We start from the raw sequence: 20,219 nt of genomic DNA, 5'->3' as shown, positions 1-20,219 counted from the left end.
ATGTCCGCTTTCCGGCAGATCTAGAGGCAACGTGTACGACCCGATCGGGTCGCCAGCAGACGCTGCCCGGCGTCTGTCATCCTCCGCTCGGTCGCGTCGCTGCGCACGCGGCGGGCTTCCGCCGTCGAAGGATCAATGAAAATCCCGGCTCGGATACGCCCGCCGGTCCTGAGGCGCCCCGAAATCCGTGGTCTCGGGGGGTAGCCTCATCCCGGCGGCGCGCAGGTCGCGCAGGGACTCCGTCAGATCGCGAAACCCCTCGGCGACCAGGTGGACCACCCCCTCGGCCCGCTGCACCCGGCCGCGCACGGCGAGGAAGCGGGCCTGCATGGCGGCCCTCCGGTTGGCTTCGAACACCGTCTTCCAGATGATCACGTTGGCGATGCCGGTCTCGTCCTCCAGGGTCAGGAACACCACGCCCTTGGCGGTGCCCGGCCGCTGGCGGATCAGCACCAGGCCCGCCACCGTGACCCGGGCGCCCTGGGGCAGGGCCGGATCCTGATGGGCCCGGGCCGGGATCGCGCCGATCCGGGCGAGCCGGCCCCGGAAGAACGCGACCGGGTGCCCCTGCAGGGACAGGCCGGTGGCGGCGTAATCCTCGGCCACCGCCTCGGACAGGGGCAACGCCGGCAGGTCCACGGTCGGCTCGTGCCGGAACAGGCCGTCGTCGGCGTGCCAGGCGAAGAGCGGCAGCGGCGCGTCGAGGAGATGGCCGCGGCGCTCGGTCCCGTCCGCCTTGGCGGCCTTGCGGGAGGAGGTGCCCTCGAGCGTGCGCACCATCCACAGGGCGGCGCGCCGGTCGAGGCCCAGCGACCGGAACGCGTCGGCCTCGGCCAGGCGCTCCAGGGCGTTGCGGGGCAGGGCCAGGGCCGCCTGCAGGCCCTCGATGCTGGCATAGCCGTTGGCGCGCAGCCGGACGAGCCGGTGCATCGCGGCCTCGGGCAGGCCGTTCACCTGCCGCAGGCCGAGGCGCACCGCGTGCAGCTTCGGATCCCCGGCCGGCTCCAGGGTGCAGTCCCAGGCGCTGGCGTTGACGCAGACGCCCCGCACCTCGACCCCGTGGGCGCGGGCGTCCCGCACCAGCTGGGCGGGCTGGTAGAAGCCCATCGGCTGGGCGTTGAGGATCGCGGCCAGGAACACGTCCGGGTGCCGGCACTTCATCCAGGCCGAGGCGTAGACCAGGAGCGCGAAGCTCGCCGCGTGGCTCTCCGGGAAGCCGTAGGTGGAGAAGCCCTTGATCTGCGCGAAGCAGCGCTCTGCGAAATCCGCCGGGTAGCCGCGGCCGGTCATGCCGCCCACGAACTTCTGCTCGAAGCCGCCGATCGTGCCGACATGCCGGAACGTCGCCATCGCCCGGCGCAGCCCGTCGGCCTCGGCCGGGGTGAAGCCCGCCGCCGTGATGGCGATCTGCATCGCGTGCTCCTGGAACAGCGGCACGCCGTAGGTTTTTTTCAGGACCTCCTTCAGCTCGTCCGCATCGCCGTGGGCGGGGTCGGGGGACGGATAGACCACCGGCTCCTGCCCCGACCGCCGCCGCAGGTAGGGATGGACCATGTCGCCCTGGATCGGACCCGGGCGCACGATCGCCACCTGGACGACGAGGTCGTAGAATTCCTTCGGCTTGAGGCGGGGCAGCATCGACATCTGCGCCCGGCTCTCGACCTGGAACACGCCGACGGAATCGGCCTTCGCCAGCATCGCGTAGGTGTCGGGATCCTCCCGGGGCAGGTCGGCCAGGGTCTCGTAGAAGACGCCGTGGTCCTTCTCCAGAAAATCGAGACCGCGCTTGAGGCAGGTCAGCATGCCGAGCGCCAGCACGTCGACCTTCATCAGGCCGATCGCGTCGATGTCGTCCTTGTCCCACTCGATGAAGGTGCGGTCCGCCATGGCGCCGTTGCCCACCGGCACGGTCTCGTCCAGGCGCCCGCGGGTCAGGATGAAGCCGCCGACATGCTGCGACAGGTGGCGGGGGAAGCCGATCAGCTGGTGCGCGAGGTCGAGCGCCTGCCGGAGCACCGGGTTGTCGGGGTCGAGGCCGGCCTCGCGCACGTGCTTGTCCGGCACGTCCTTGCCCCAGGAGCCCCAGACCGTGTCGGCGATCGCCGCGGTCACGTCCTCGGTGAGCCCTAAGACCTTGCCGACCTCTCGGATCGCCATGCGTGGGCGATAGTGGATCACCGTGGCGCAGAGGGCGGCGCGCGCCCGCCCGTAGCGGTCGTAGAGGTGCTGGATCACCTCCTCCCGGCGCGCGTGCTCGAAATCGACGTCGATGTCGGGGGGCTCGCCCCGGTTCTCGGAAATGAACCGGGCGAACAGCAGCCGGTGCTTGGACGGGTCCACGGCGGTGATGCCGAGGCAGAAGCACACGGCGGAATTGGCCGCCGAGCCGCGCCCCTGGCACAGGATCCCCCGGCTCCGGGCGAACTCGACCACGTCGAACAGGGTCAGGAAGTAGCGGGCGTAGTCCAGCTTGGCGATGAGCCGCAGCTCCTCGCCGAGCGTCGCCCCGACCGAGGCCGGGACGGCACCGGCATAGCGCCAGCGCGCCCGCTCCCAGGTCTTCTCCTCCAGGTATTCCTGGGCCGTGCGCCCGGGGGGCACCGGCTCGTCGGGATACTCGTAGTGCAGCTGCGACAGGCAGAAGGTGCAGGCCTGCGCGATCTCGACCGTGCGGGCGAGCGCCTCCGGATGGTCGGCGAACAGCCGGGCGATCTCGGAGGCCGGCTTCAGGTGGCGCTCGGCGTTGGCCTCCAGCCGATAGCCGGCCTCCCCGATCCGGCAGCGCTCGCGGATGCAGGCCACCACGTCCTGGAGCGGGCGCCGGTCGGGATGGTGGTAGAGCGCATCCGAGACCGCGACCATGGGCGCCCCGTAGGTCTCCCCCAGCTCGGCGAGGAGGCCGAGGCGGCGGCGCTCGTCGCCGCGCCGCGCGTGGCTCGCCCCGAGCCAGGTCCGGCCCGGGGCGGCCGCGGCCAGGGCTTCGAGCCGGCCCAAAAAACCGTCCGGGGGGCGCGGGCGCCGGCCCGGCGGGATCGCGATGAACATCTGCCCCTCGGCGGCCTCCAGCATCTCGGCGAAGGAGAACCGGCAATCCCCCTTGCGGCTGCGCCGGTTGCCCCGGGTGAGTAGCCGGCAGAGGCGGCCCCAGGCCTGCCGGTCCACCGGATAGGTCACGGCCTCGAACCCGTCCTCGGTGACGAGGCGCACGCCCGGCAGGACGCGGATCGCCACGCCCTCCGCCTTGAGGGCCTGGGCCGCCGCATGGGCCCGCACCACTCCGGCCACAGTGTTGCGGTCGGCGACCCCGATCGCGGCGAGCCCGTAGGCCGCGCCTTGCACGACGTATTCCTGCGGATGCGAGGCGCCGCGTAAAAACGAAAAATTCGTGGTCAGGGCGAGCTCGGCGTAGGCGGGATCGCTCACGGGAACACCCCGTGGACGAACCACGCGGCCGGCCGGCCGGGGGCGTGCGGCCCGTCGCGGTAGAGCCAGAGCCGGCGGCCGGCCTCGCACTCGACCCGGTAATAGTCCCGGGCCTGGCCGGGGGCGCCCCCGTTCGCCGCATCGGCGTCCCTGTCGGCGGCGGGCGCGCCGGGCGTGTGCCACCACTCGGCCGCGATCCGCTCCGGCCCCTCGGCATGGACGATGGCGTGGATCCGGGCGCGCCAGCGGAAGCGCCGGGGCGGTCCCTCGGGCACCGTGGAGAGCACGTCGAGGGCGGCCTCGCCCCGGGGGAACAGCACCAGGGGCCGGGGCGGGAGGTGGTCGGGCCAGGGCGTCGGGTCCGCGGTCCACGGGCGGGTGTGGCCGGCCCGCTCCGGGATGTGGCTCGCCCGCGCCCCGAGGCGCAGGAGCGGCCGGCCGAGGCGCTGCGCCAGGGCGTCGGCCAGGACGCCGATCTCGTCCCCCTGGGGCGGCGCCTCGAGATCGGTCTGGCGGGCCGTCATGGGCCCGGTCACCGTGACGGTGAGCGCCACGGTCTCGAAGCCGAAGCCGGCGTCGAGAGCCGCCCCGAGGCGGTCGAGGCGCAGGGAGACCAGGGTGGCGACGCGCTCGGGACAGCGCTCGGGCCGGGACAGGCCGAGATCGAGGGCGCGCGTCATCCCGTCGACCCGGTGCAGGACGAGGCGCAGGGCGCAGGCGCCGACCCCATCGCGCTCCAGCCGGGGGGCGATCTCTGCCATCAGCAGCCGGGCGGTGACGACGATGTCCGATTGCCGGCCGATCGGGTCGAGGAAGCCCCGGGCGGCCCGGTACGCGGCCTCCTCGGTGAGCGGCGCCAGGGGTTCGGGCCGGCGGCCCATCGCCTGGTCGAGGCGCAGCAGCAGGGCCTCGCCGAAGCGGCGGGCCAGCGGCCCCCGGGCGAGGGCGTCGATCTCGCCGACCCGGCGCAGGCCGAGCCGCCTCAGGCCCGAGACCGTGCCGGGATCGAGGCGCAGGGCCTCCACGGGCAGCCCCCCCAGGGCCTGGGCGGCCCCGCCGGGGGGTACGACCACCCGGTCGGCGGCGCCGAAGCGGGCCAGCGCGAAGGCGCCGCCGGGGGTGTCGGCCAGCGCGATCCGGGCGGGGATCTTCGACCGGGCGAGACGCCCGGCGAGGTCGTCCACGAGGGGGCCCTCGCCCCCGCGCAGGTGGCTCGCCCCGGCGACGTCGATGTAGAACCCGTCCGCCGCCTCGGCCGGCCCGAACGGCGCCACGCCGGGGGCGTAGCCCTCCGCCCAGCGGCAGAGCCGCAGCAGCGCCGCCCGGTCGGCTTCGGGATCGGCGGGGTAGACCTGGAGCGGCACGCCGATCCGCGCACGGACCCGGCCCAGGAGTTCGCCTTGCCTCAAGCCGAGGGCGCCCGCCTCCGGGTCGAGGGCGAGGAGCCGCAGGCCGCCGGGCCCCTCGGCCGCCACCGCGAGCGGGCCCCGGTCAGGCGCAAGACCGGCCCGCCGCAGCCGCGTCACGGGCCAGTGGCTCAGGCAGACGCAGACGATGCGCGGCATGGTCCCACTCCAGAAGCCAGTCGCCGCCGCGGCCGTTGCGGCAGCGATCGAGGCGCGCCCGCCAGCGCGGGTTGTCGAGGGTGCCGAACCGGTCCCGGGCGGCCGGAGCCGAGGCGATCCGCCAGCGAGTGGCGGCGCCGTTGGGCAGCCCGGCCTCGGCGGGCCGCAGGATCAGCACGAGCGGCGGCCCGTCGCCCTCCGTGCCCCCTTCGGCGGCGAGCTGCAGGCGCCGGCCCGGCTTCAGCGGCAGGCCGTCCTGGATCAGGCCGACGAGGACCGACAGGGTGCGGGCGTGAAGCGCCGCCTCGAGCGCGCGGAACACCTCCGCGTCGCCGCCCGCTTCCAGCAGCAGCAGCCGGGCCGGATCCAGGCCGAGGCCGGCCAGGCCGTGCCCGTGGGGCAGGGGCTGGTTCGGGGCGGCGGCGATCAGCGCCGCGCCTTGCGTGCGGGCGAGCCGGGCGGCACAGAGCGCCAGGGCGAAGCCCAGGGCCGCGATCGCGTCCGCGGGCTCCGCCGGGGCGATCTCGTGCGGCGGCCCGAGCGCCAGGCCGCCGCCGGGCAGGTGCGCGTCGATCGCCGGCAGATCCAGGGGCAGGACCGGCGGCGGGGCCGCCGGACCGCTCGACGCGGACAGGCGCGCACGCAGGGCCGCCAGCCGCTCCCGGGGGCTGCCCGGCGTGGGATCCCGCCCGGTCTGGTTCGCAGGGTCCAGCCCCATCTCCGCGTGCTCCGGTCATGCCGGACGATAAGAACATAACAGGAACATGTTCAAACCGTTTCAGCGGGTCGCCCGAATCGGACGCCGGGCCAGCGGCTTGGCCTGTGGATGATTGTGGACGCCTGTGGAATCGGCCGTCCCGCCCGCGACCAAAGCCACGGTTGACCGAGCCCGCGAGCCGAGACCACAGTCGTGTGCCGCGCCAGACGCGGCCGACACGGTCCGAGCATGCGCCCAGCCCTCGCCTTGACGATCCTGCTCGCCCTCTCCGGAGCGGCCCTCGCCCAGCAGCCGCCCGACCCCGACCCCGCCCCGTCCTCCGAGGCGCCCCCGCGCCAGGCCAAGCCGCGGCCCCGGCACGCGCCGGTCCCGAGCCAGCCGATCATGGTCTACGACGCCCGGATCGAGGCCGGCGACCTGCGGATCTCGGGCTCGGTGCGCAAGCCGGGGGCGATCGTGGTCCTGGACGACGACATCTCGATCCAGGCCGACCGGCGCGGGCGCTTCGCGCTCCGGGTCCCCTACCGGCCGCCGACCTGCGTGGTGACCCTCAAGGCCGACCCGGACGAGCGCGAGGCGGTCGTCGCGAACTGCGCCGCCGAAGGCCCGCCGGGCCCACCCGGCCCTCAGGGCGCCGCGGGTCCGACCGGGGAGCCGGGGCCGAAGGGCGATGCGGGTCCGAAAGGCGACCCGGGGCTCAAGGGTGAGCCCGGCACCAAGGGTGAGCAGGGGGCTCCGGGAATCCCGGGCACCCCAGGCAATCCGGGACCGAAGGGCGAGCCGGGCATCAAGGGCGAGCCCGGCCCGGTCGGCGGGGCAGGGGCCAGGGGCGAGGCCGGCGCGTCCGCCCTGCGGGCCGTGCGCAAGTCCGACTGCGCGGGCGGCTGCACCGTCACCTGCGAGTCCGATGAGACGCTGGTCACCGCCCACTGCCTCAAGGGCGGCACCCCGGTCTATGACGGGGAGGGCGCCACCTGCCCGGCAGAGGCCTCGGGGATCGTTGGGTTCTGCACCCGGCCGTGACGGCTGCAGGTGTCAAACCTCTCTCATAGAAGCGACGCTGGCGCCTCCCACGCCCGCACGGGCTCCGATGTCCACATATCGGCTTGTGCAAGGCGCGACGCGCCCCCTCTCCCGTGCGGGAGAGGGCTGGGGTGAGGGACCAGGTCTTTCCGGACAGGTCGCATTCCTCACCCTGTCCCTCTCCCGCACGGGAGAGGGGACCTGCGCCTCGTCCGGAGATGTATGAGTCCGCTCTGTCCCCGCGCGGGGCGAGGGCATAAGCCAGCGCCTTCGTAGAAAAGATCAGGACCCCGCCGCGCAGATCCGAGCTCCAGGCGGCGCGATCGCCCCGATCACCCGCCGGTCTCGCGCAGCCAGTCGAGCATCCCGGCGGCGGCGGCCCGGCCGCCCGCGAAGGCCCCCTGGAGCAGGTAGCCGCCGGTCGGCGCCTCCCAGTCGAGCATCTCGCCGGCCAGGAACAGGCCGGAGCGGGCGCACAGCATGGCGCGGCCGTCGAGGGCATCGAGCCGGACCCCGCCCGCCGTCGAGATCGCCCGCTCGATCGGGGCCGAGCCGGTGAGGTCGAGGACGGCGGCCTTGATCAGCCCGGCGAGCGCCTCTGGCTCGCCGGGGAGGTTTTGGCCGGCCGCCTCGCGCAGGAGACCCGCGGCCACGGGCGAGAGCCCCGCGGCCTTGCGCAGACGGGTCGCGGTCGAGTCCCCCGGCCGGGCGCCGGCGAGGCGGCGGGCGAGATCAACCCGGGTCAGGTCGGGACGCAGATCGACGGTGAGCCGGGCGCTTCCCCGCCCGGCGATCGCATTCCGCAGGGGCCGCGACAGGGCGTAGATCGCCCCGCCCTCGATCCCGGCGGCGGTGATCACGGCCTCGCCCCGGACCGCAACGCCGTCGCAGGCGAGCGCCACCCGCTTGAGCGGCGCCCCGGAAAACCGCTCGCGGAACAGGTCGGACCACGCCACGGCAAAGCCCGCATTGGCCGGCTCCAGGGGCGCGACGTCCACGCCGAGCCCTTCGAGAAGCGGCACCCAGCGCCCGTCCGAGCCGAGCCGCGGCCAGCTCGCCCCGCCGAGCGCCAGCAGGGCCGCCCGGGGCCGGATTTCGACCGCACCGTCCGGCGTCTCGAAGGCCAGCGCCTCACCGATCGCCGTGAGCCGGTGGCGGGTGCGGATCCGGACCCCGAGCCGGTCGAGCCGCGCCAGCCAGGCCCGGAGCAGCGGCGACGCCTTGAAGCTCGTCGGAAACACCCGCCCGCTCGTGCCCACGAAGGTCGGCTCGCCAAGATCCGCGCACCAGTCCCGCAGGGCCTCCGGGGGAAACGCCGCGATGGCGGCGTCCAGGTGGCCGGCGGGATGGTAGCGGGTCAGGAAGGCCGCGCGCGGCTCGCTGTGGGTGAGGTTGAGGCCGCCGCGCCCGGCGATCAGCAGCTTGCGGGCGACCGAGGGCATCCGGTCGTACACCGTGACCGCGCGGCCGGCCTGCGCCAGCACCTCGGCCGCGGCCAGCCCGGCCGGCCCGCCGCCCACGATGGCGATATCCTCGATGTCGTCCGGCATCCGCCTGGAGAGCGGCAGGCGGCCCGTATCTGTCAAGATGTGGCCGATGTCAGCGGCGTCTCAGGGGCGGACCGTCTGTTCGGGTTCGCTCTGCGAGCCGTCACGGTTCGCTAGAACAGGTCCGACAATGCCGGCCAATGAACCCGCAAGATCGTCCTGCCGTTTTCGGTCGGGATCTGCGAAAGGGTTCGTTCGACAACCTGGCCACCCAAACGCTCGTAGAAGCGAAGCGCAGGCTCATTGGCCTCGAAAACCCATAAGTGCAGGCCCTCTGCGGCCTGCTGAGCGGCCAGCTTACGCGCAGCCGAGCGCAGCAGCACCTCACCGATCCGCCTGCCCCGCATCTCCGGAAGGACGTGCAGATTGTCCACCAGGCTGCCCCACCGTCGATCGAGGTTACGGTGCGTCGCTGTGAATCCGACAAGCGTTCCGTCGATGGTCGAGGCGACGTCCACCTGAAAATCCGAGGCCGGGCGGCTGAATTTTCCAAGCCAATGCGAAAGGCGATCCTCCTCGATAGGCCCGGCCAGAAACGCTGGGTCGAGGATCGAACGATAGGCATTCCGCCAACTCGCCACGTGGATCGCAGCGATGGTCTGCGCGTCCGTCGCCCGCGCTGCCCGGTAGATGATGTCGGCCATGCGGAAATTATGCGTGGGGCACCGCCTGCGGGCAATTCACCCCGTGTCACGCACAAGGCAGACGGCCGCGGAACGCGTAGGATCCGGCGCGGCCCGTCGTTAATGCCGTACCCTTCCGCAACCGTGATGCTGCAGCCTCGTTCCCGTCCAGCCTGCCGATCCCGCGCAAACCCAGAAGAGGCTTCCCGCCCGTGGCGCTCTCCACCGCCGTCACCGCGACCGATCCGTCCGCCGCCGCCCCGAAAGCCCGCCTCAGCCCGCTCGAGATCCGGTCGATCGTCTTCGGCCTGATGACCGCGATGCTGCTGGCGGCCCTCGATCAGACCATTGTGGCGACCGCGATGCCGACCATCGGGCTCGATCTGGGCGATGCCGCCAACCTGCCCTGGATCGTCACCGCCTACCTGCTCGCCTCCACGGCGGTCACGCCGCTCTACGGCAAGCTCTCCGACATCCACGGCCGGCGGATCATGCTGCTGATCGCCATCGCGACCTTCGTGCTCGGGTCGCTCGCCTGCGCGGTGGCCCCCACCATGGTGACCCTGGCGCTGGCTCGCGGCCTCCAGGGCATCGGCGGCGGCGGGCTGATCGCCCTGTCGCAGACCATCCTGGCCGACATCATGCCGCCCAAGGAGCGAGCGCGCTACCAGGTGGTGATCGCGGGCGTGTTCGTGGCGGCCTCGGTGGCCGGGCCCCTGCTCGGGGGCTTCTTCGCCCAGCACCTGCACTGGTCGCTGATCTTCTGGATCAACCTGCCGATCGGGTTCCTGGCCTTCGCGCTGACCAACGCCAAGCTGAAGCTGCTGCCGCGCAACGAGCGCCGCCACACGCTGGACTATCCCGGCGCCATCCTGCTGGTGCTGAGCTCGACCACCCTGATGCTGGCCCTGAGCTGGGGCGGCGTGCGCTACCCTTGGGGCTCTGCGCCGGTGCTCGGCCTGCTCGCCGTGGCGGCCGTGCTCGGCTGCGGGTTCGCGGCCCGGCTCGCCACCGCGGCCGAGCCGCTGATCCCCACGCAGGTGCTGAAGGACCGGGTGGTCTACAGCGCCACCCTGTCCGCTTGCTTCGCGATGGGCACCTTCATCGGCCTGACCATCTACGTGCCGATCTTCCTCGAAGGCGTGCTCGGGCTCACCGCCAGCGAATCCGGCGTGGCCCTGGTGCCCCTGATGGTCGGCACCGTCACCGGGGCGACGCTGTCGGGCCGGTCGATGCTGCTGTTCCGGCACTACAAGCGCGTGCCGCTGGCCATGATGAGCGTCAGCATCGCCTGCTGCGCCGTCATCGCCCTGGAGGGGCGGGCGCTGCCGTTCTGGCTGATGGAGGTGATGCTGGCGCTGCTCTCCATGGGGATCGGGACGATCCTGCCGCTCTCCACCATCGCGATCCAGAACGCCGTGGAACCGCACCAGCTCGGCATCGCCACGGCGGCGATGAACTTCTTCCGCTCGCTCGGCGGCGCCCTGATCGTGGCAGCCTTCGGGACGATCGTGCTCGGGGGGGCCGCCGGGACCGGGCACGACGTGGAGAGCCTGATCCGGGGCGGCGATCCCGCGCATCTGGCCGAGACCTTCCGCTCGGTGTTCCTGGCCGCCTGCGTCGGCCTGGTGGCGGCCCTCGGGTTCCTCGCCTACATGGAGGAGCGCCCGCTCGGCGAACGTCCGGCGGCAAAGCCCGACGGCGCCCCGGCCGCTCACACCCCGACATGAGGACACGACCTTGGCTTGGCTGATCCTGCTCGCGGCCGGATTGCTGGAGGTGGTCTGGGCCTATGCGATGAAGCGCTCCGCCGGCTTCACCCAGCCGATCCCGAGCGCCGTGACGGTGGTGGCCGCGCTCGGCAGCTTCGTCCTGCTGGCCTTCGCGATGCGCAGCCTGCCGCTGGGCACCGCCTACACGGTCTGGACCGGCATCGGGGCGGTGGGCGCCTTCCTGCTCGGCATCCTGATGCTCGGCGAGAGCGCGAGCCCGTTGCGGATCGCCGCGGCGGCGCTGATCGTGTCGGGCCTGGTGCTGATGAAGCTGTCCGGGGAGGCCTGAGGCCCGGCCGCGGACGCGGCCCGAGGCGCGCGTCACCCGCGCGCCGCGACCGTGCCCTTGATTCGCCCGGTTCGCCCGCTTAACTCGCCCCTATCGGCTGCGGGCCCCTCTGGCGGGCGCTGTTCAGCGCCCGTGATGTCGGAGCCGATGCTTTCCTTCCGGAATCAGCATCAGGTCCCGCACATGATGGACGTTCTAACCGTCGAATGGCTCGGCAAGCCGTTGTGGATGTGGCTCGGCTTCCACGTCCTGATCGCCTGTCTGCTCGCCTTCGATCTCGGACTGCTGCACCGGGACAAGGACCACGAGATCGGGGTCCGCGAGAGCCTGTTGCTGACCGGCTTCTACCTCGCGCTCGGCCTCGCCTTCGGCGGCTGGATCTGGTGGTATCTCGGGCCGCAGGCGGGCGAGGAATACGTCACCGGCCTCGTCGTCGAGAAGTCGCTGTCGATGGACAACGTCTTCGTCATCGCCATGATCCTGGCCGCGCTCGGCATCCCGCGCGCCGCCCAGCACCGGGTCCTGCTCTGGGGCATCCTGGCCGCCGTCCTGCTGCGCGGCCTGATGATCGGCCTCGGCGCGGCGCTCGTGCACCAGGTCCACTGGGTGCTGTCGCTGTTCGCCGCGTTCCTGATCTTCGCCGGCCTGAAGATCCTGTTCTCGGGTCCCGAGGAGGAGGGCGACTTCCAGAACAGCGCCGTCGTGCGCTGGATCAAGAAGACCTTCCGGGTCACGCCCGAGCTGCACGGCCAGCACTTCGCGGTGCGCCGGCCCGACCCGGCCACCGGCAAGAAGGCCCTGTGGTTCACCCCGCTGGCCCTGGCCCTGGTGCTGGTCAACGGCGCCGACGTGATCTTCGCGGTCGACAGCGTGCCGGCGATCTTCGCGATCACCACCGACACGTTCGTGGTCTACACCTCCAACATCTTCGCGATCCTGGGCCTGCGCGCCCTCTACTTCGCGCTGGCCGCGATGGTCGACCGGTTCGCCTATCTCAAGACCGCGCTGGCCTTCATCCTGATCTTCATCGGCGCCAAGATCGTCGTGGCGGACACGTTCGGGCTCATCCACGTCCAGCCCTGGGTCTCGCTGGTGGTGACCCTGTCGCTGCTGACGATCGGCGTGCTCTACAGCCTGTGGCGCACCCGCACCGACGCCCCGGCCCAGGCGGTCTCCGGCCCGGCCCACGGCCACGAGGCGCCGGCCCATCGGGCCTGAAGTCCAGGTTTCAAAAGGCCGGGACCTTTTGCGGGTCCAGGGCAGAGCCCTGGAACGTCTCGTGGGCTCCGCCCCCGAACCCCGCCAAAGGGCTGAGCCCTTTGGAATCCCGGGATTTCCCGGTGCTAGGCTGGTAGCGCGGCGATCAGGTCGCGCAGGGTGGTGATGGTCGAGGCGTCGGCCACGCCGTCCACGCGCTCCTGGCGGAAATGGCGCTGGAACGCCGTGACCACCGCGTGCGTGCGCGCGTCGAACACACCGGTCACCGGAAGCTCGTAGCCGTAGAGCGCGAACATCGCCTGCAGCGCCTCCACGGGCTGTCCGGCATCGCCCTGCGCGAAGAACCGCCCGTCCCGGAGCCGGGCGGGCGGCACCCGGTGGCCGACGCCGGCCGCCGCGAGGCGGTCCCAGGGAAAGGTCTCGCCCGGATCCTCCTTGCGCTCCGGGGCGATGTCGGAATGGCCGAGCACCCGTTCCGGCGGGATCGGCCAGCGCCCCAGGATGTCCAGGGCCAGGGCGATCACGGCATCGACCTGCGCGTCCGGATAGGGCGGCAGTCCACCGGCATGGCCGGGATGGACGATCTCGATCCCGACCGAGCGGGAGTTGAGGTCGGTCACGCCCTTCCAGGCGCCCCGGCCCGCGTGCCAGGCGCGCCGGGCCTCCGGCACCATCTGGACGATGCCGCCATCCTCGAACACGAGGTAATGGGCCGAGACCTCGCTTAGCGGATCCCGCAGCCGCGCCAGCGCGGCGGCGCCGCTCGCCATGCCGGTATAGTGCAGGAGCAGCATGTCGGGCTGCGCTCCGCGGCGCTCGCCATGGTTCGGCGAGGGCGCCACGCGGCGGGCGAGGGGGCTGTCGGGGGTCAGCGTCATGGCGGGCTTGTGCATCATCCCGAACGGTCGTTTCCGGCTTCCGGAAAACGACGATGCGAAACCAGAGACCGGGCGCATCGTCCGGGTTCCGATATCCGGGACGCTGCCCTTGTGCCATGGCTCGCACCGCGATGCGGCGTCGAAAGTTCCGGATCGCGCCGGCCCGTCATTGACGGCGTTCGGACCATGCGCCCACATGCGGCGCTGCAGTGGAGGTCGACGATGGCCGGCCCGGTACGGAACAAGACGGCACCCCGACGGATCGGCGTGAAGACGTTCCGGGGCAACATCGATGGCTTCCTGCGCGAGGCCCGGGACGGCAACACGTTCCTGGTCACGTCGCGCGGCGAGGTCTTGGCCGAGATCCACCCGCCCGCGGACGCTGTCCGCACGGTCCGGACGCCCGGGATGCTCCGTGGCCGGATCGCCATGGCCCCCGATTTCGACACGCTCCCGCCGGAGGTGCTGGCGGCGATGCAGGGCGAGGAGCGGTGAGGCTCCTGCTCGACACGCACGCCCTGCTCTGGTGGCTCGCCGACAGCGATCCCCTCGGGCACCGGGCCCGTGCCCTGATCGCGGATCCAGGCAACGACGTGCTGGTCAGCGTCGCCTCGCTCTGGGAGATCGTCGTCAAGGTCCGGATCGGCAAGCTTCAGGCCGATATCGCGGAGATCGACGCCGCCCTTGCGCGCGACCGGTTCATGCGGCTGGAGATCCGCCCCGCACATCTTGCGGTGCTCGGCGGCCTGCCGATGCACCCCGATCATCGCGATCCGTTCGATCACCTGCTCGTCGCCCAGGCGATCAGCGAAGATGCGACCTTCGTCTCGGAAGACCGGCACGCCACGCGGTATCCTGTGCGGCTCGTCTCCTGCTCAGACCCGGCGGTCTGACGCGCTCACCGCGATCCGCGCTGCTGCACGATCCGGTCGTAGGCGGCGTTGATGGCGGCGAGCCGCCGCGTCGCGATGGTCACGGCCTCGGCGGGCAGGCCCCGGGCCAGCGCCCGGTCGGGGTGATGCTCGGCGACCAGCGCCCGGTGACGGGCCTTGACGGTGGCCTCGTCGGCCTCCGCGTCGAGGCCGAGGACCGCGTAGGGATCGTCCGGCAGCCGCACGTGCCGGGCCGCGATCCGCCGGAAGGCAGCATCGTCAAAGCCGAAGATCGCCGAGACGGCGCGCAGGTAGCGCTCCTCGGCCTCGTGCAGCGCGCCGTCGGCGCCCGCGATCTGGAACAGGCCGTCGAGCACGTCCTCGAGCAGGGCGGGCTCGTCGCCGAAGGTCGTCGCGAGCTGACGCGCGTAGGCTTCGAAACCGTTCGTGGTCTTCTTGGCCAGGTCGAACAGCCGCTCGACGCCGGACCGCGCGGATTCGTCGACGCGGACGACCCGGCCGAACGCCTCGACCTCGGAGGGCAGCACGACGCCGTCGGACTTGGCCATCTTGGCGGCCAGCGCCACCAGCCCGGTGGTGAACACCACGTCGCGCGGCGTCGGGCCGAAGGGCGCGCCGATCCGGTCGACCAGGAAGTGGCCCGCGACGCCGCCGATCAGCGCCCCGAGCGGACCGCCCACGGCAAGGCCGAGCCCGGCACCGCCGAGCTTACCCCAGGGGCCCTGGAGTTTGGCCCCCTGGCTCATGGACGGGCCGATCCCGAGGGGAAACGCGGACTCGGTGCGGTCATGTCGGCGGCTTCGCGTCCGGCACCGGGGACGCCCCGGCCGACGCCGGGATAACCGCTCCTCGGGCGGTGCGGAAGGGCCGGGACGCGCCCGGCCCCCCGGCTTTAGCGGCAGTAGATGTTGCCGTAGGCGTCGCGGTAGGTGCCGTAGGGGCAGCGCGGCGCCGTGGAGGCGCCCACGATGGCGCCGCCGGCGCCGCCGATCGCGGCACCCGCCAGGGCGCCGCCGGCGCGGCCCGTGGCGGCCGCACCGATGGCCGCGCCGGTGAGCGCGCCGAGGCCGGCGCCGCCGAGAGCCCGGTCCTCCGGCGTGTTGCAGGCCCCCAGCGACAGGGCTGCGATGGTGGCGAGGGCGGCTGCGGTCAGCTTCTTCATGGTCCCCTGATCTCCCTTAGTGCATCCGGTCCGGCCGTCGTCGTCGCGGATCGCGGTGAGCTTAGCAGTAAAGCAATGCTCTCCCTACGGCTAAGGTTCCATGCCCGGAGCCGTCGATCGCTCGCGTATCCCGAACGTGGCTCCAGCACCTCCCACCGGCGGCGGCCGGAGTTGCGCCCGCTTCCCGTCTCGCCCTATGCCACCGGCCTGAGGCGGCGCTCCGGCCGGGGCGCCGCGGCGCCATCCCCGAGGGTCCCATGTCGAGAGCCACCACGATCATCCGCCGGGCCGCGGTTCGCCCCGACCGCGTCGTCGACACGGTGAGCCTCGACCACGCGGGCCGGGAGGCGGCGTCCGGATCCCTCGTCGCGGAGGGCGGCCTCGGGTTCGAGGTGGCGCTCGCAAAGGCGGCGGCGCTGGAGGACGGCGACGCCCTGCGCCTGGAGGACGGCCGACTCGTCGCGGTGCGGGCCGCCGCGGAGGCGCTGCTGGAGGTGCGCGCCGAGAACCCGGCCCGGCTGACCCGGCTGGCCTGGCAGCTCGGCGGCAACCACGTCCCCGCCGAGATCGCCGCGGACGTGCTCTACGTCCCGGCCTCGCCGGCCAATGCCGAGCTGGTGCGCGGGCAGGGCTGCACCGCGAGCCCGGTCTCGCGTCCGTTCCGGCCCGAGCAGGCCGCGCACGACCACAGCACCTGCGGGCACGATCACGGCCATGACCATCACGGGCATGGTCACGATCACGACCACGGGCATACCCACGCACACGCCGACGATCACGCGCATGATCACGGGCACGCCCACGGCCCTGACCATCACGCGCACGACCATGCCGGGACGCATGACCATGCGCATCCCGCGCACGTCCACGGTCCGGGCTGCAGCCACGACCATTAGGGCCGCCCGCCCCGGGAGCCGAAGCGCGCCGCCGACCCCGGGGCGACTTCGGCGGGCTGCACGAAGACGTCCTGCCGACCCCGCTCTGTCGCAGAGTCGCGTCCTCTTGCCCGGGATGCACAGCATCCGACAGCGGGTGCTCGCCCCCTCCCGATCAGCCCCCCTCCAGTCCGCCGCCCTTATCCTCAGGTGTCAGCCGAGCGGGCCTCCCTCGTTCGCACGCGGGCGAGGTTGGGCAAGACCGGCCAGACAGGCTCCGACCTGGATCGTGCCGTCTGACCATCCGGGGAAGTCACGCCACGGGCCCCGCAACATTCGCGCGGGTGCGGGCAGAGTCTATCCCGCCTTAATCTATGTTTGGGCCGCGGCCGAACATTGCGACAGGTCTTTCGAACACCGGCGTCGATCCTTCGCGTGACGGCTTTCGATTCATCTTCTCCCCGGACGACCTGTCGCAGGCGGGAACAGCGACCTGAAACCGGGGTTGCCCGAGTCCCGACCAGCGGGCGCCCCCTCCCGGGGCGGACCTGCGCAGATACGGGCTACGGAGCGCATGCAGTTTCCCCGCGACGACCAAGAGCATCCGCGTGCCCAGGCCTTCCGCGACTTCATTCGAAATCCACCGTTCCCCTGCGTCGGCGCCAAGTCGGCGCTGTCGCGCGGGCGCATGAAGATCGTCGTGGCCCGGGACATCACCTCGGGCTGGGACGACATGCGCATCTACCCGGCCCTGCTCGCCTTCGTGGCGCGCTACCGGGAGGCGCCCGACCTGTTCCAGAGCTTCGCGGTGGTGTTCGAGGGGCCAGGCGACCTGTCCGAGGAGGCGTTCGAGCAGAACCTGTGGGCGCGGGCGCAGTCGCTGACCGACAAGGATGCCTGGCTCGGCCAGCCCCACGACGCCCGCGTTGCGGACGATCCGGACAACCCGCACTTCTCCCTGAGCTTCGGCGGCGAGGCGTTCTTCGTGGTCGGCCTGCACCCGAACGCGAGCCGGCCCGCGCGGCAATTCTCCTCGCCGGTACTGGTGTTCAACCTGCACGCCCAGTTCGAGCGGCTGCGGGCGGAGGGCCGCTACGAGAAGCTGCGCGCCTCGATCCTGGAGCGCGACGAGGCCCTCGCCGGCAGCCTCAACCCGATGCTGGCGCGCCACGGCGAAACCTCCGAGGCACGCCAGTACAGCGGCCGCGTGGTCGGCGAGGAGTGGCGCTGCCCGATGCAGGGCCGGCCTGCGGCGCCTACCGCACCGGCCACGGACGACTGGCACCCGCTGGCTTCGCCGCGCGACCTCACCGTCCCGACCAGCGGCGCCTGAGGCGCCACCGGATCGCGGTGGCGCCTGCCGCGTTTCCAGCCGGACCGAAGCGGGAGCGGAGACACCATGGACCGAGCGGATGTGCAGCAGATCGAGCCGCGCTCAGGCGTCGCGTTCACCCTGGACCGGGGCCAGCGGCTGACGGTGATCGACCCGCGCGGGGAGCAGGTCGCCGACCTCGTCGCCTACAACCGCCACGATACGGGTGAGGCGATCTCGTCCGGGCGGACCCTCGACTATGCCAGCCGGATCTACCTGACCACCGGAGACCCGCTCTACTCGAACCGCTCGAACGTGCTGCTGCGCATCGTCGAGGACACGGTCGGGCGCCACGACTTCCTGCTGACGCCGTGCTCGGCCGACACGTTCCGGATCATCTACGGCGATACGGACCCGCACCGGGGCTGCTTCGGCAACCTCGCCGCGGCTCTCGCTCCCTACGGCATCGCACCCGACGCGATCCCGGTGGCGTTCAACTGCTTCATGAACGTGCCGATCGACGGGACGACCGGGGCGCTCACGGTCGAGCCGCCGTTGAGCCGGGCGGGAGACCGGATCGTGTTCACCGCCGAGACAGACCTGATCATCGGATTGACCGCCTGCTCGGCGCTGCAATCGAACAACGGCAGCTTCAAGCCGATCCACTATCGGATCGACGCATAGGGCACACAACCTCGCCGGAGAGGGCAGATCTTCCGCGAAGAGGTTCGTATTATTTTCTTGTAGATCTCTTGATCCCGCGCGATCTTCGCGTGGGATGGCGATCGAATGTGTGTCCGGAGACTTGTCGAGGCTGGGAAGCGCATTCAATACGCTGTCGATACCCGGCGTGGACCGAATCTTTACCAATCCCGTGTCAAACCTTCGCCCCGGAACGGTGCCGTGGGGTCCGGGCCGCCGCGGGCGGTGCCGCCCCCGGCGCCGACAGCCCCCGACGGCCTTCACCCGTCCCGTTTCCGGTGCCCCGATGACACGCTCGCAGACCGACCGCTCGCCCGAGGGCCACGCCGCGCCCCGGTGGAGCCTCTCGAACGTCACGCTGCGCCACAAGCTGTCGGCAGTGATGGCCCTGGTGCTGGCGGCGGTCGGCGCCCTCAGCGGGTTGAACTACGTCGACACCCGCTCCTCGGCGCTCGAGGACCGGGCGTTGATGACCAGGACCCTCGGCGACGTCGCCCAGAGCCTGCTCGCCCATTACGAGGCGCTGGCCTCCGCTGGCCGGATGCCGGTCGATCAGGCCCAGAAGGCCGCCCTCGACGCGGTGAGCGCCCTGCGCTTCGGCAAGGCGGACTATTTCTTCGTCCTCGATTCGGATGGGCGGCTGATCGCCAACGCGTTCAACGCCAAGAACGTCGGCAAGGTGGTTCTGGAGCAGACCGACGTCCCGGGCGGGAAACGCTACTTCGCCGAGATGGTGGAGGTCGCCAAGCGCGACGGTGCCGGCTTCGTCGACTACATGAAGCCGCGCGCGGGCGGGACAGAGCCGGTCGAGAAGGTCGCGAGCGTCCAGATGTTCAAGCCCTGGGGCTGGGTCGTCGCCGCCGGCCTCTATCGCGACGACGTCCACGCGGCCGTGCGCCATCGCGCGCTGACCAATGCGCTCTGGTCCGCCGGCCTGGTGCTCCCGGTGCTCGCCCTGCTCGTGCTCATCGGCAACGGCCTGTCGCGGCCGATCGTGCGCCTGACCGCGGCGATGCGGGGGCTCGCCGGCGGCGACCTCGCGGTGCCGGTGGCGGACCAGCAACGCGGCGACGAGGTCGGCGCGATGGCCCGGGCCGTACAGGTCTTCAAGGACGCGCTGATCGCCAAGCGGGACGCCGAGACGGCCGCCGCCGCCGAGAACGCCGCCAAAATGCGCCGCGCCCAGGCGCTGGACGAACTCACCGGCCGGTTCGACGCCCATGTCGGCGCGCTGACCCAGAGCCTGTCGGCGGCCGCCGTTGAGATGGAGGCCACCGCCCGGGAGATGACCCGCACGGCCCACCGCACCACCGACCAGTCCGGGCGTGTCACGGCCGCCTCGGAGCAGACGTCGAGCAACGTCGAGACCGTGGCCGCCGCCAGCGAGGAGATGTCCGCCTCGATCCAGGAGATCGCGTCCCGCGTCGCCCAGTCCTCCACGATGGCCGACCAGGCCAGCGTCGACGCAGCCCGCACGAACAACCTGATGCAGGTCTTGTCCCGGGGCACGGACCAGATCAGCGAGGTGATGGGCCTGATCGCCGGCATCGCCGGGCAGACCAACCTGCTGGCGCTCAACGCCACCATCGAGGCCGCCCGGGCCGGGGAGGCCGGCAAGGGTTTTGCCGTCGTGGCCGGCGAGGTGAAGGCCCTGGCGGCCCAGACCGCCAAGGCCACCGACACGATCGCCCATCAGATCGCCGCGATCCAGAGCGAGACCCGGCACGCCGTCGAGTCGATCCGGACGATCGGGGGTACGATCGACGCCATGCGCACGGTCGCCCTGAGCGTGGCCGCCGCCATGGAGGAGCAGGGCGCGGCCACGAGCGAGATCGTCCGCAACGTCACCCAGGCCGCGCAGGGGACGCAGGCCGTCAGCGCCGACATCGCCGAGGTCCGGGAAGCCGCCGGCGAGACCGGCGCCGCCGCCAGCCAAGTGCTGAGCGCCGCGCAGGATTTGGCACGCTACGCCTCCGGGCTGGGCCAGGAGGTGACCACGTTCCTCGCCGCGGTCAAAGCCGCCTGAGAGGGTGGCCTAAGCTTTCGCTCCGGCGCGTTGAAGAGGTGCTCTCCTCGCGCCGCTTGCGGGGCTTGCGGATTCACACATCTCACTTTGGTGACATGCCGGTACCGGCAGATCCTGATCCGGAAGGGAAGGTGCGCGCTCCCTCCCCCCTCTGCGGGGGAGGGTGGCCCCTGCGTCAGCAGGGGTCGGGAGA

General features: G+C 72.2%; 18 protein-coding genes. 10 read left to right on the top strand and 8 right to left on the bottom strand.

Annotation, left to right across the window (positions count from 1 at the left end; all coding sequences use genetic code 11):
- Positions 1-132: 132 nt before the first annotated feature.
- Genes MFF40_RS23565 through MFF40_RS23555 form a run of 3 tightly spaced genes read right to left on the bottom strand, consistent with a single transcriptional unit; the run spans position 133 to position 5,706 of the window.
- The gene (locus MFF40_RS23565; protein ID WP_147898079.1) at positions 133-3,423 is read right to left on the bottom strand and encodes an error-prone DNA polymerase; all 3,291 of its coding nucleotides are present in this window, start codon (positions 3,421-3,423) and stop codon (positions 133-135) included.
- Positions 3,420-4,988 carry a Y-family DNA polymerase gene (locus tag MFF40_RS23560; protein ID WP_238262462.1) on the bottom strand — a complete coding sequence of 523 codons (1,569 nt, stop codon included), beginning with the start codon at positions 4,986-4,988 and terminating at the stop codon, positions 3,420-3,422. The genes MFF40_RS23565 and MFF40_RS23560 overlap by 4 nt, the downstream gene beginning before the upstream one ends.
- A complete protein-coding gene (locus MFF40_RS23555) occupies positions 4,915-5,706 on the bottom strand; it encodes an ImuA family protein (protein WP_147898080.1) in 792 nt (263 codons plus the stop codon). The genes MFF40_RS23560 and MFF40_RS23555 overlap by 74 nt, the downstream gene beginning before the upstream one ends.
- A gap of 228 nt (positions 5,707-5,934) precedes the next feature.
- On the opposite strand from MFF40_RS23555, the gene MFF40_RS23550 reads away from it, so the two are divergent.
- Positions 5,935-6,729 carry a collagen-like protein gene (locus MFF40_RS23550; RefSeq protein WP_238262460.1) on the top strand — a complete coding sequence of 265 codons (795 nt, stop codon included), beginning with the start codon at positions 5,935-5,937 and terminating at the stop codon, positions 6,727-6,729.
- A 332-nt stretch (positions 6,730-7,061) separates the two neighbouring features.
- Here MFF40_RS23550 and MFF40_RS23545 read toward each other — a convergent pair whose 3' ends face one another.
- Positions 7,062-8,279: a TIGR03862 family flavoprotein gene (locus tag MFF40_RS23545; RefSeq protein WP_147898473.1), complete on the bottom strand. Its 1,218-nt coding sequence runs from the start codon at positions 8,277-8,279 to the stop codon at positions 7,062-7,064.
- A gap of 110 nt (positions 8,280-8,389) precedes the next feature.
- Complete coding sequence (locus MFF40_RS23540) at positions 8,390-8,920, bottom strand: GNAT family N-acetyltransferase (protein WP_147898456.1); 531 nt, start codon at positions 8,918-8,920, stop codon at positions 8,390-8,392.
- A 191-nt stretch (positions 8,921-9,111) separates the two neighbouring features.
- Between MFF40_RS23540 and MFF40_RS23535 the strand changes: the two genes are divergently transcribed.
- The 3 genes from MFF40_RS23535 (at position 9,112) to MFF40_RS23525 (ending at position 12,178) form a co-directional block, all read left to right on the top strand.
- Complete coding sequence (locus MFF40_RS23535; protein WP_147898457.1) at positions 9,112-10,629, top strand: MDR family MFS transporter; 1,518 nt, start codon at positions 9,112-9,114, stop codon at positions 10,627-10,629.
- Between the two features lie 10 nt (positions 10,630-10,639).
- Positions 10,640-10,960: a DMT family transporter gene (locus MFF40_RS23530; RefSeq protein ID WP_147856199.1), complete on the top strand. Its 321-nt coding sequence runs from the start codon at positions 10,640-10,642 to the stop codon at positions 10,958-10,960.
- A gap of 183 nt (positions 10,961-11,143) precedes the next feature.
- Positions 11,144-12,178 carry a TerC family protein gene (locus MFF40_RS23525; protein ID WP_147856198.1) on the top strand — a complete coding sequence of 345 codons (1,035 nt, stop codon included), beginning with the start codon at positions 11,144-11,146 and terminating at the stop codon, positions 12,176-12,178.
- 125 nt (positions 12,179-12,303) lie between these two features.
- Here MFF40_RS23525 and MFF40_RS23520 read toward each other — a convergent pair whose 3' ends face one another.
- A complete protein-coding gene (locus tag MFF40_RS23520; RefSeq protein WP_147898474.1) occupies positions 12,304-13,056 on the bottom strand; it encodes an N-acetylmuramoyl-L-alanine amidase in 753 nt (250 codons plus the stop codon).
- A 222-nt stretch (positions 13,057-13,278) separates the two neighbouring features.
- Between MFF40_RS23520 and MFF40_RS23515 the strand changes: the two genes are divergently transcribed.
- Both MFF40_RS23515 and MFF40_RS23510 read left to right on the top strand, forming a co-directional pair.
- Entirely contained in the window at positions 13,279-13,551 is a 273-nt protein-coding gene (locus tag MFF40_RS23515) for a prevent-host-death protein (protein WP_147898458.1), read from the top strand.
- Positions 13,548-13,949, top strand: a complete 402-nt coding sequence (locus MFF40_RS23510) for a type II toxin-antitoxin system VapC family toxin (protein ID WP_147898459.1) — start codon at positions 13,548-13,550, stop codon at positions 13,947-13,949. The genes MFF40_RS23515 and MFF40_RS23510 overlap by 4 nt, the downstream gene beginning before the upstream one ends.
- A gap of 5 nt (positions 13,950-13,954) precedes the next feature.
- Here the strand turns inward: MFF40_RS23510 and MFF40_RS23505 are convergent, their stop codons facing one another.
- A complete protein-coding gene (locus tag MFF40_RS23505; RefSeq protein WP_147898460.1) occupies positions 13,955-14,695 on the bottom strand; it encodes a TerB family tellurite resistance protein in 741 nt (246 codons plus the stop codon).
- Positions 14,696-14,841: 146 nt separating this feature from the next.
- Positions 14,842-15,111 carry a YMGG-like glycine zipper-containing protein gene (locus tag MFF40_RS23500; protein WP_007560631.1) on the bottom strand — a complete coding sequence of 90 codons (270 nt, stop codon included), beginning with the start codon at positions 15,109-15,111 and terminating at the stop codon, positions 14,842-14,844.
- A 257-nt stretch (positions 15,112-15,368) separates the two neighbouring features.
- On the opposite strand from MFF40_RS23500, the gene MFF40_RS23495 reads away from it, so the two are divergent.
- The 4 genes from MFF40_RS23495 to MFF40_RS23480 all read left to right on the top strand — a co-directional run bounded on the left by MFF40_RS23495 (position 15,369) and on the right by MFF40_RS23480 (position 20,026).
- On the top strand, positions 15,369-16,007 hold the full coding sequence (locus MFF40_RS23495; protein ID WP_147898461.1) for an urease accessory protein UreE: 639 nt from the start codon (positions 15,369-15,371) through the stop codon (positions 16,005-16,007).
- Between the two features lie 553 nt (positions 16,008-16,560).
- Positions 16,561-17,319, top strand: coding sequence for a guanitoxin biosynthesis heme-dependent pre-guanitoxin N-hydroxylase GntA (gene gntA / locus MFF40_RS23490; protein ID WP_147856845.1), 759 nt, complete (start codon positions 16,561-16,563; stop codon positions 17,317-17,319).
- A gap of 66 nt (positions 17,320-17,385) precedes the next feature.
- Positions 17,386-17,982 carry a DUF1989 domain-containing protein gene (locus tag MFF40_RS23485; protein ID WP_147856846.1) on the top strand — a complete coding sequence of 199 codons (597 nt, stop codon included), beginning with the start codon at positions 17,386-17,388 and terminating at the stop codon, positions 17,980-17,982.
- Between the two features lie 304 nt (positions 17,983-18,286).
- Complete coding sequence (locus MFF40_RS23480) at positions 18,287-20,026, top strand: methyl-accepting chemotaxis protein (RefSeq protein ID WP_147898462.1); 1,740 nt, start codon at positions 18,287-18,289, stop codon at positions 20,024-20,026.
- The last annotated feature ends 193 nt before the right edge of the window (positions 20,027-20,219 follow it).

Source organism: Methylobacterium mesophilicum (assembly GCF_022179445.1).
In the GTDB taxonomy this organism is placed as follows: Bacteria; Pseudomonadota; Alphaproteobacteria; order Rhizobiales; family Beijerinckiaceae; genus Methylobacterium; species Methylobacterium mesophilicum.
Note: the sequence above shows the minus strand (reverse complement) of the source record. Positions and strands in the feature narration are given on the sequence as shown.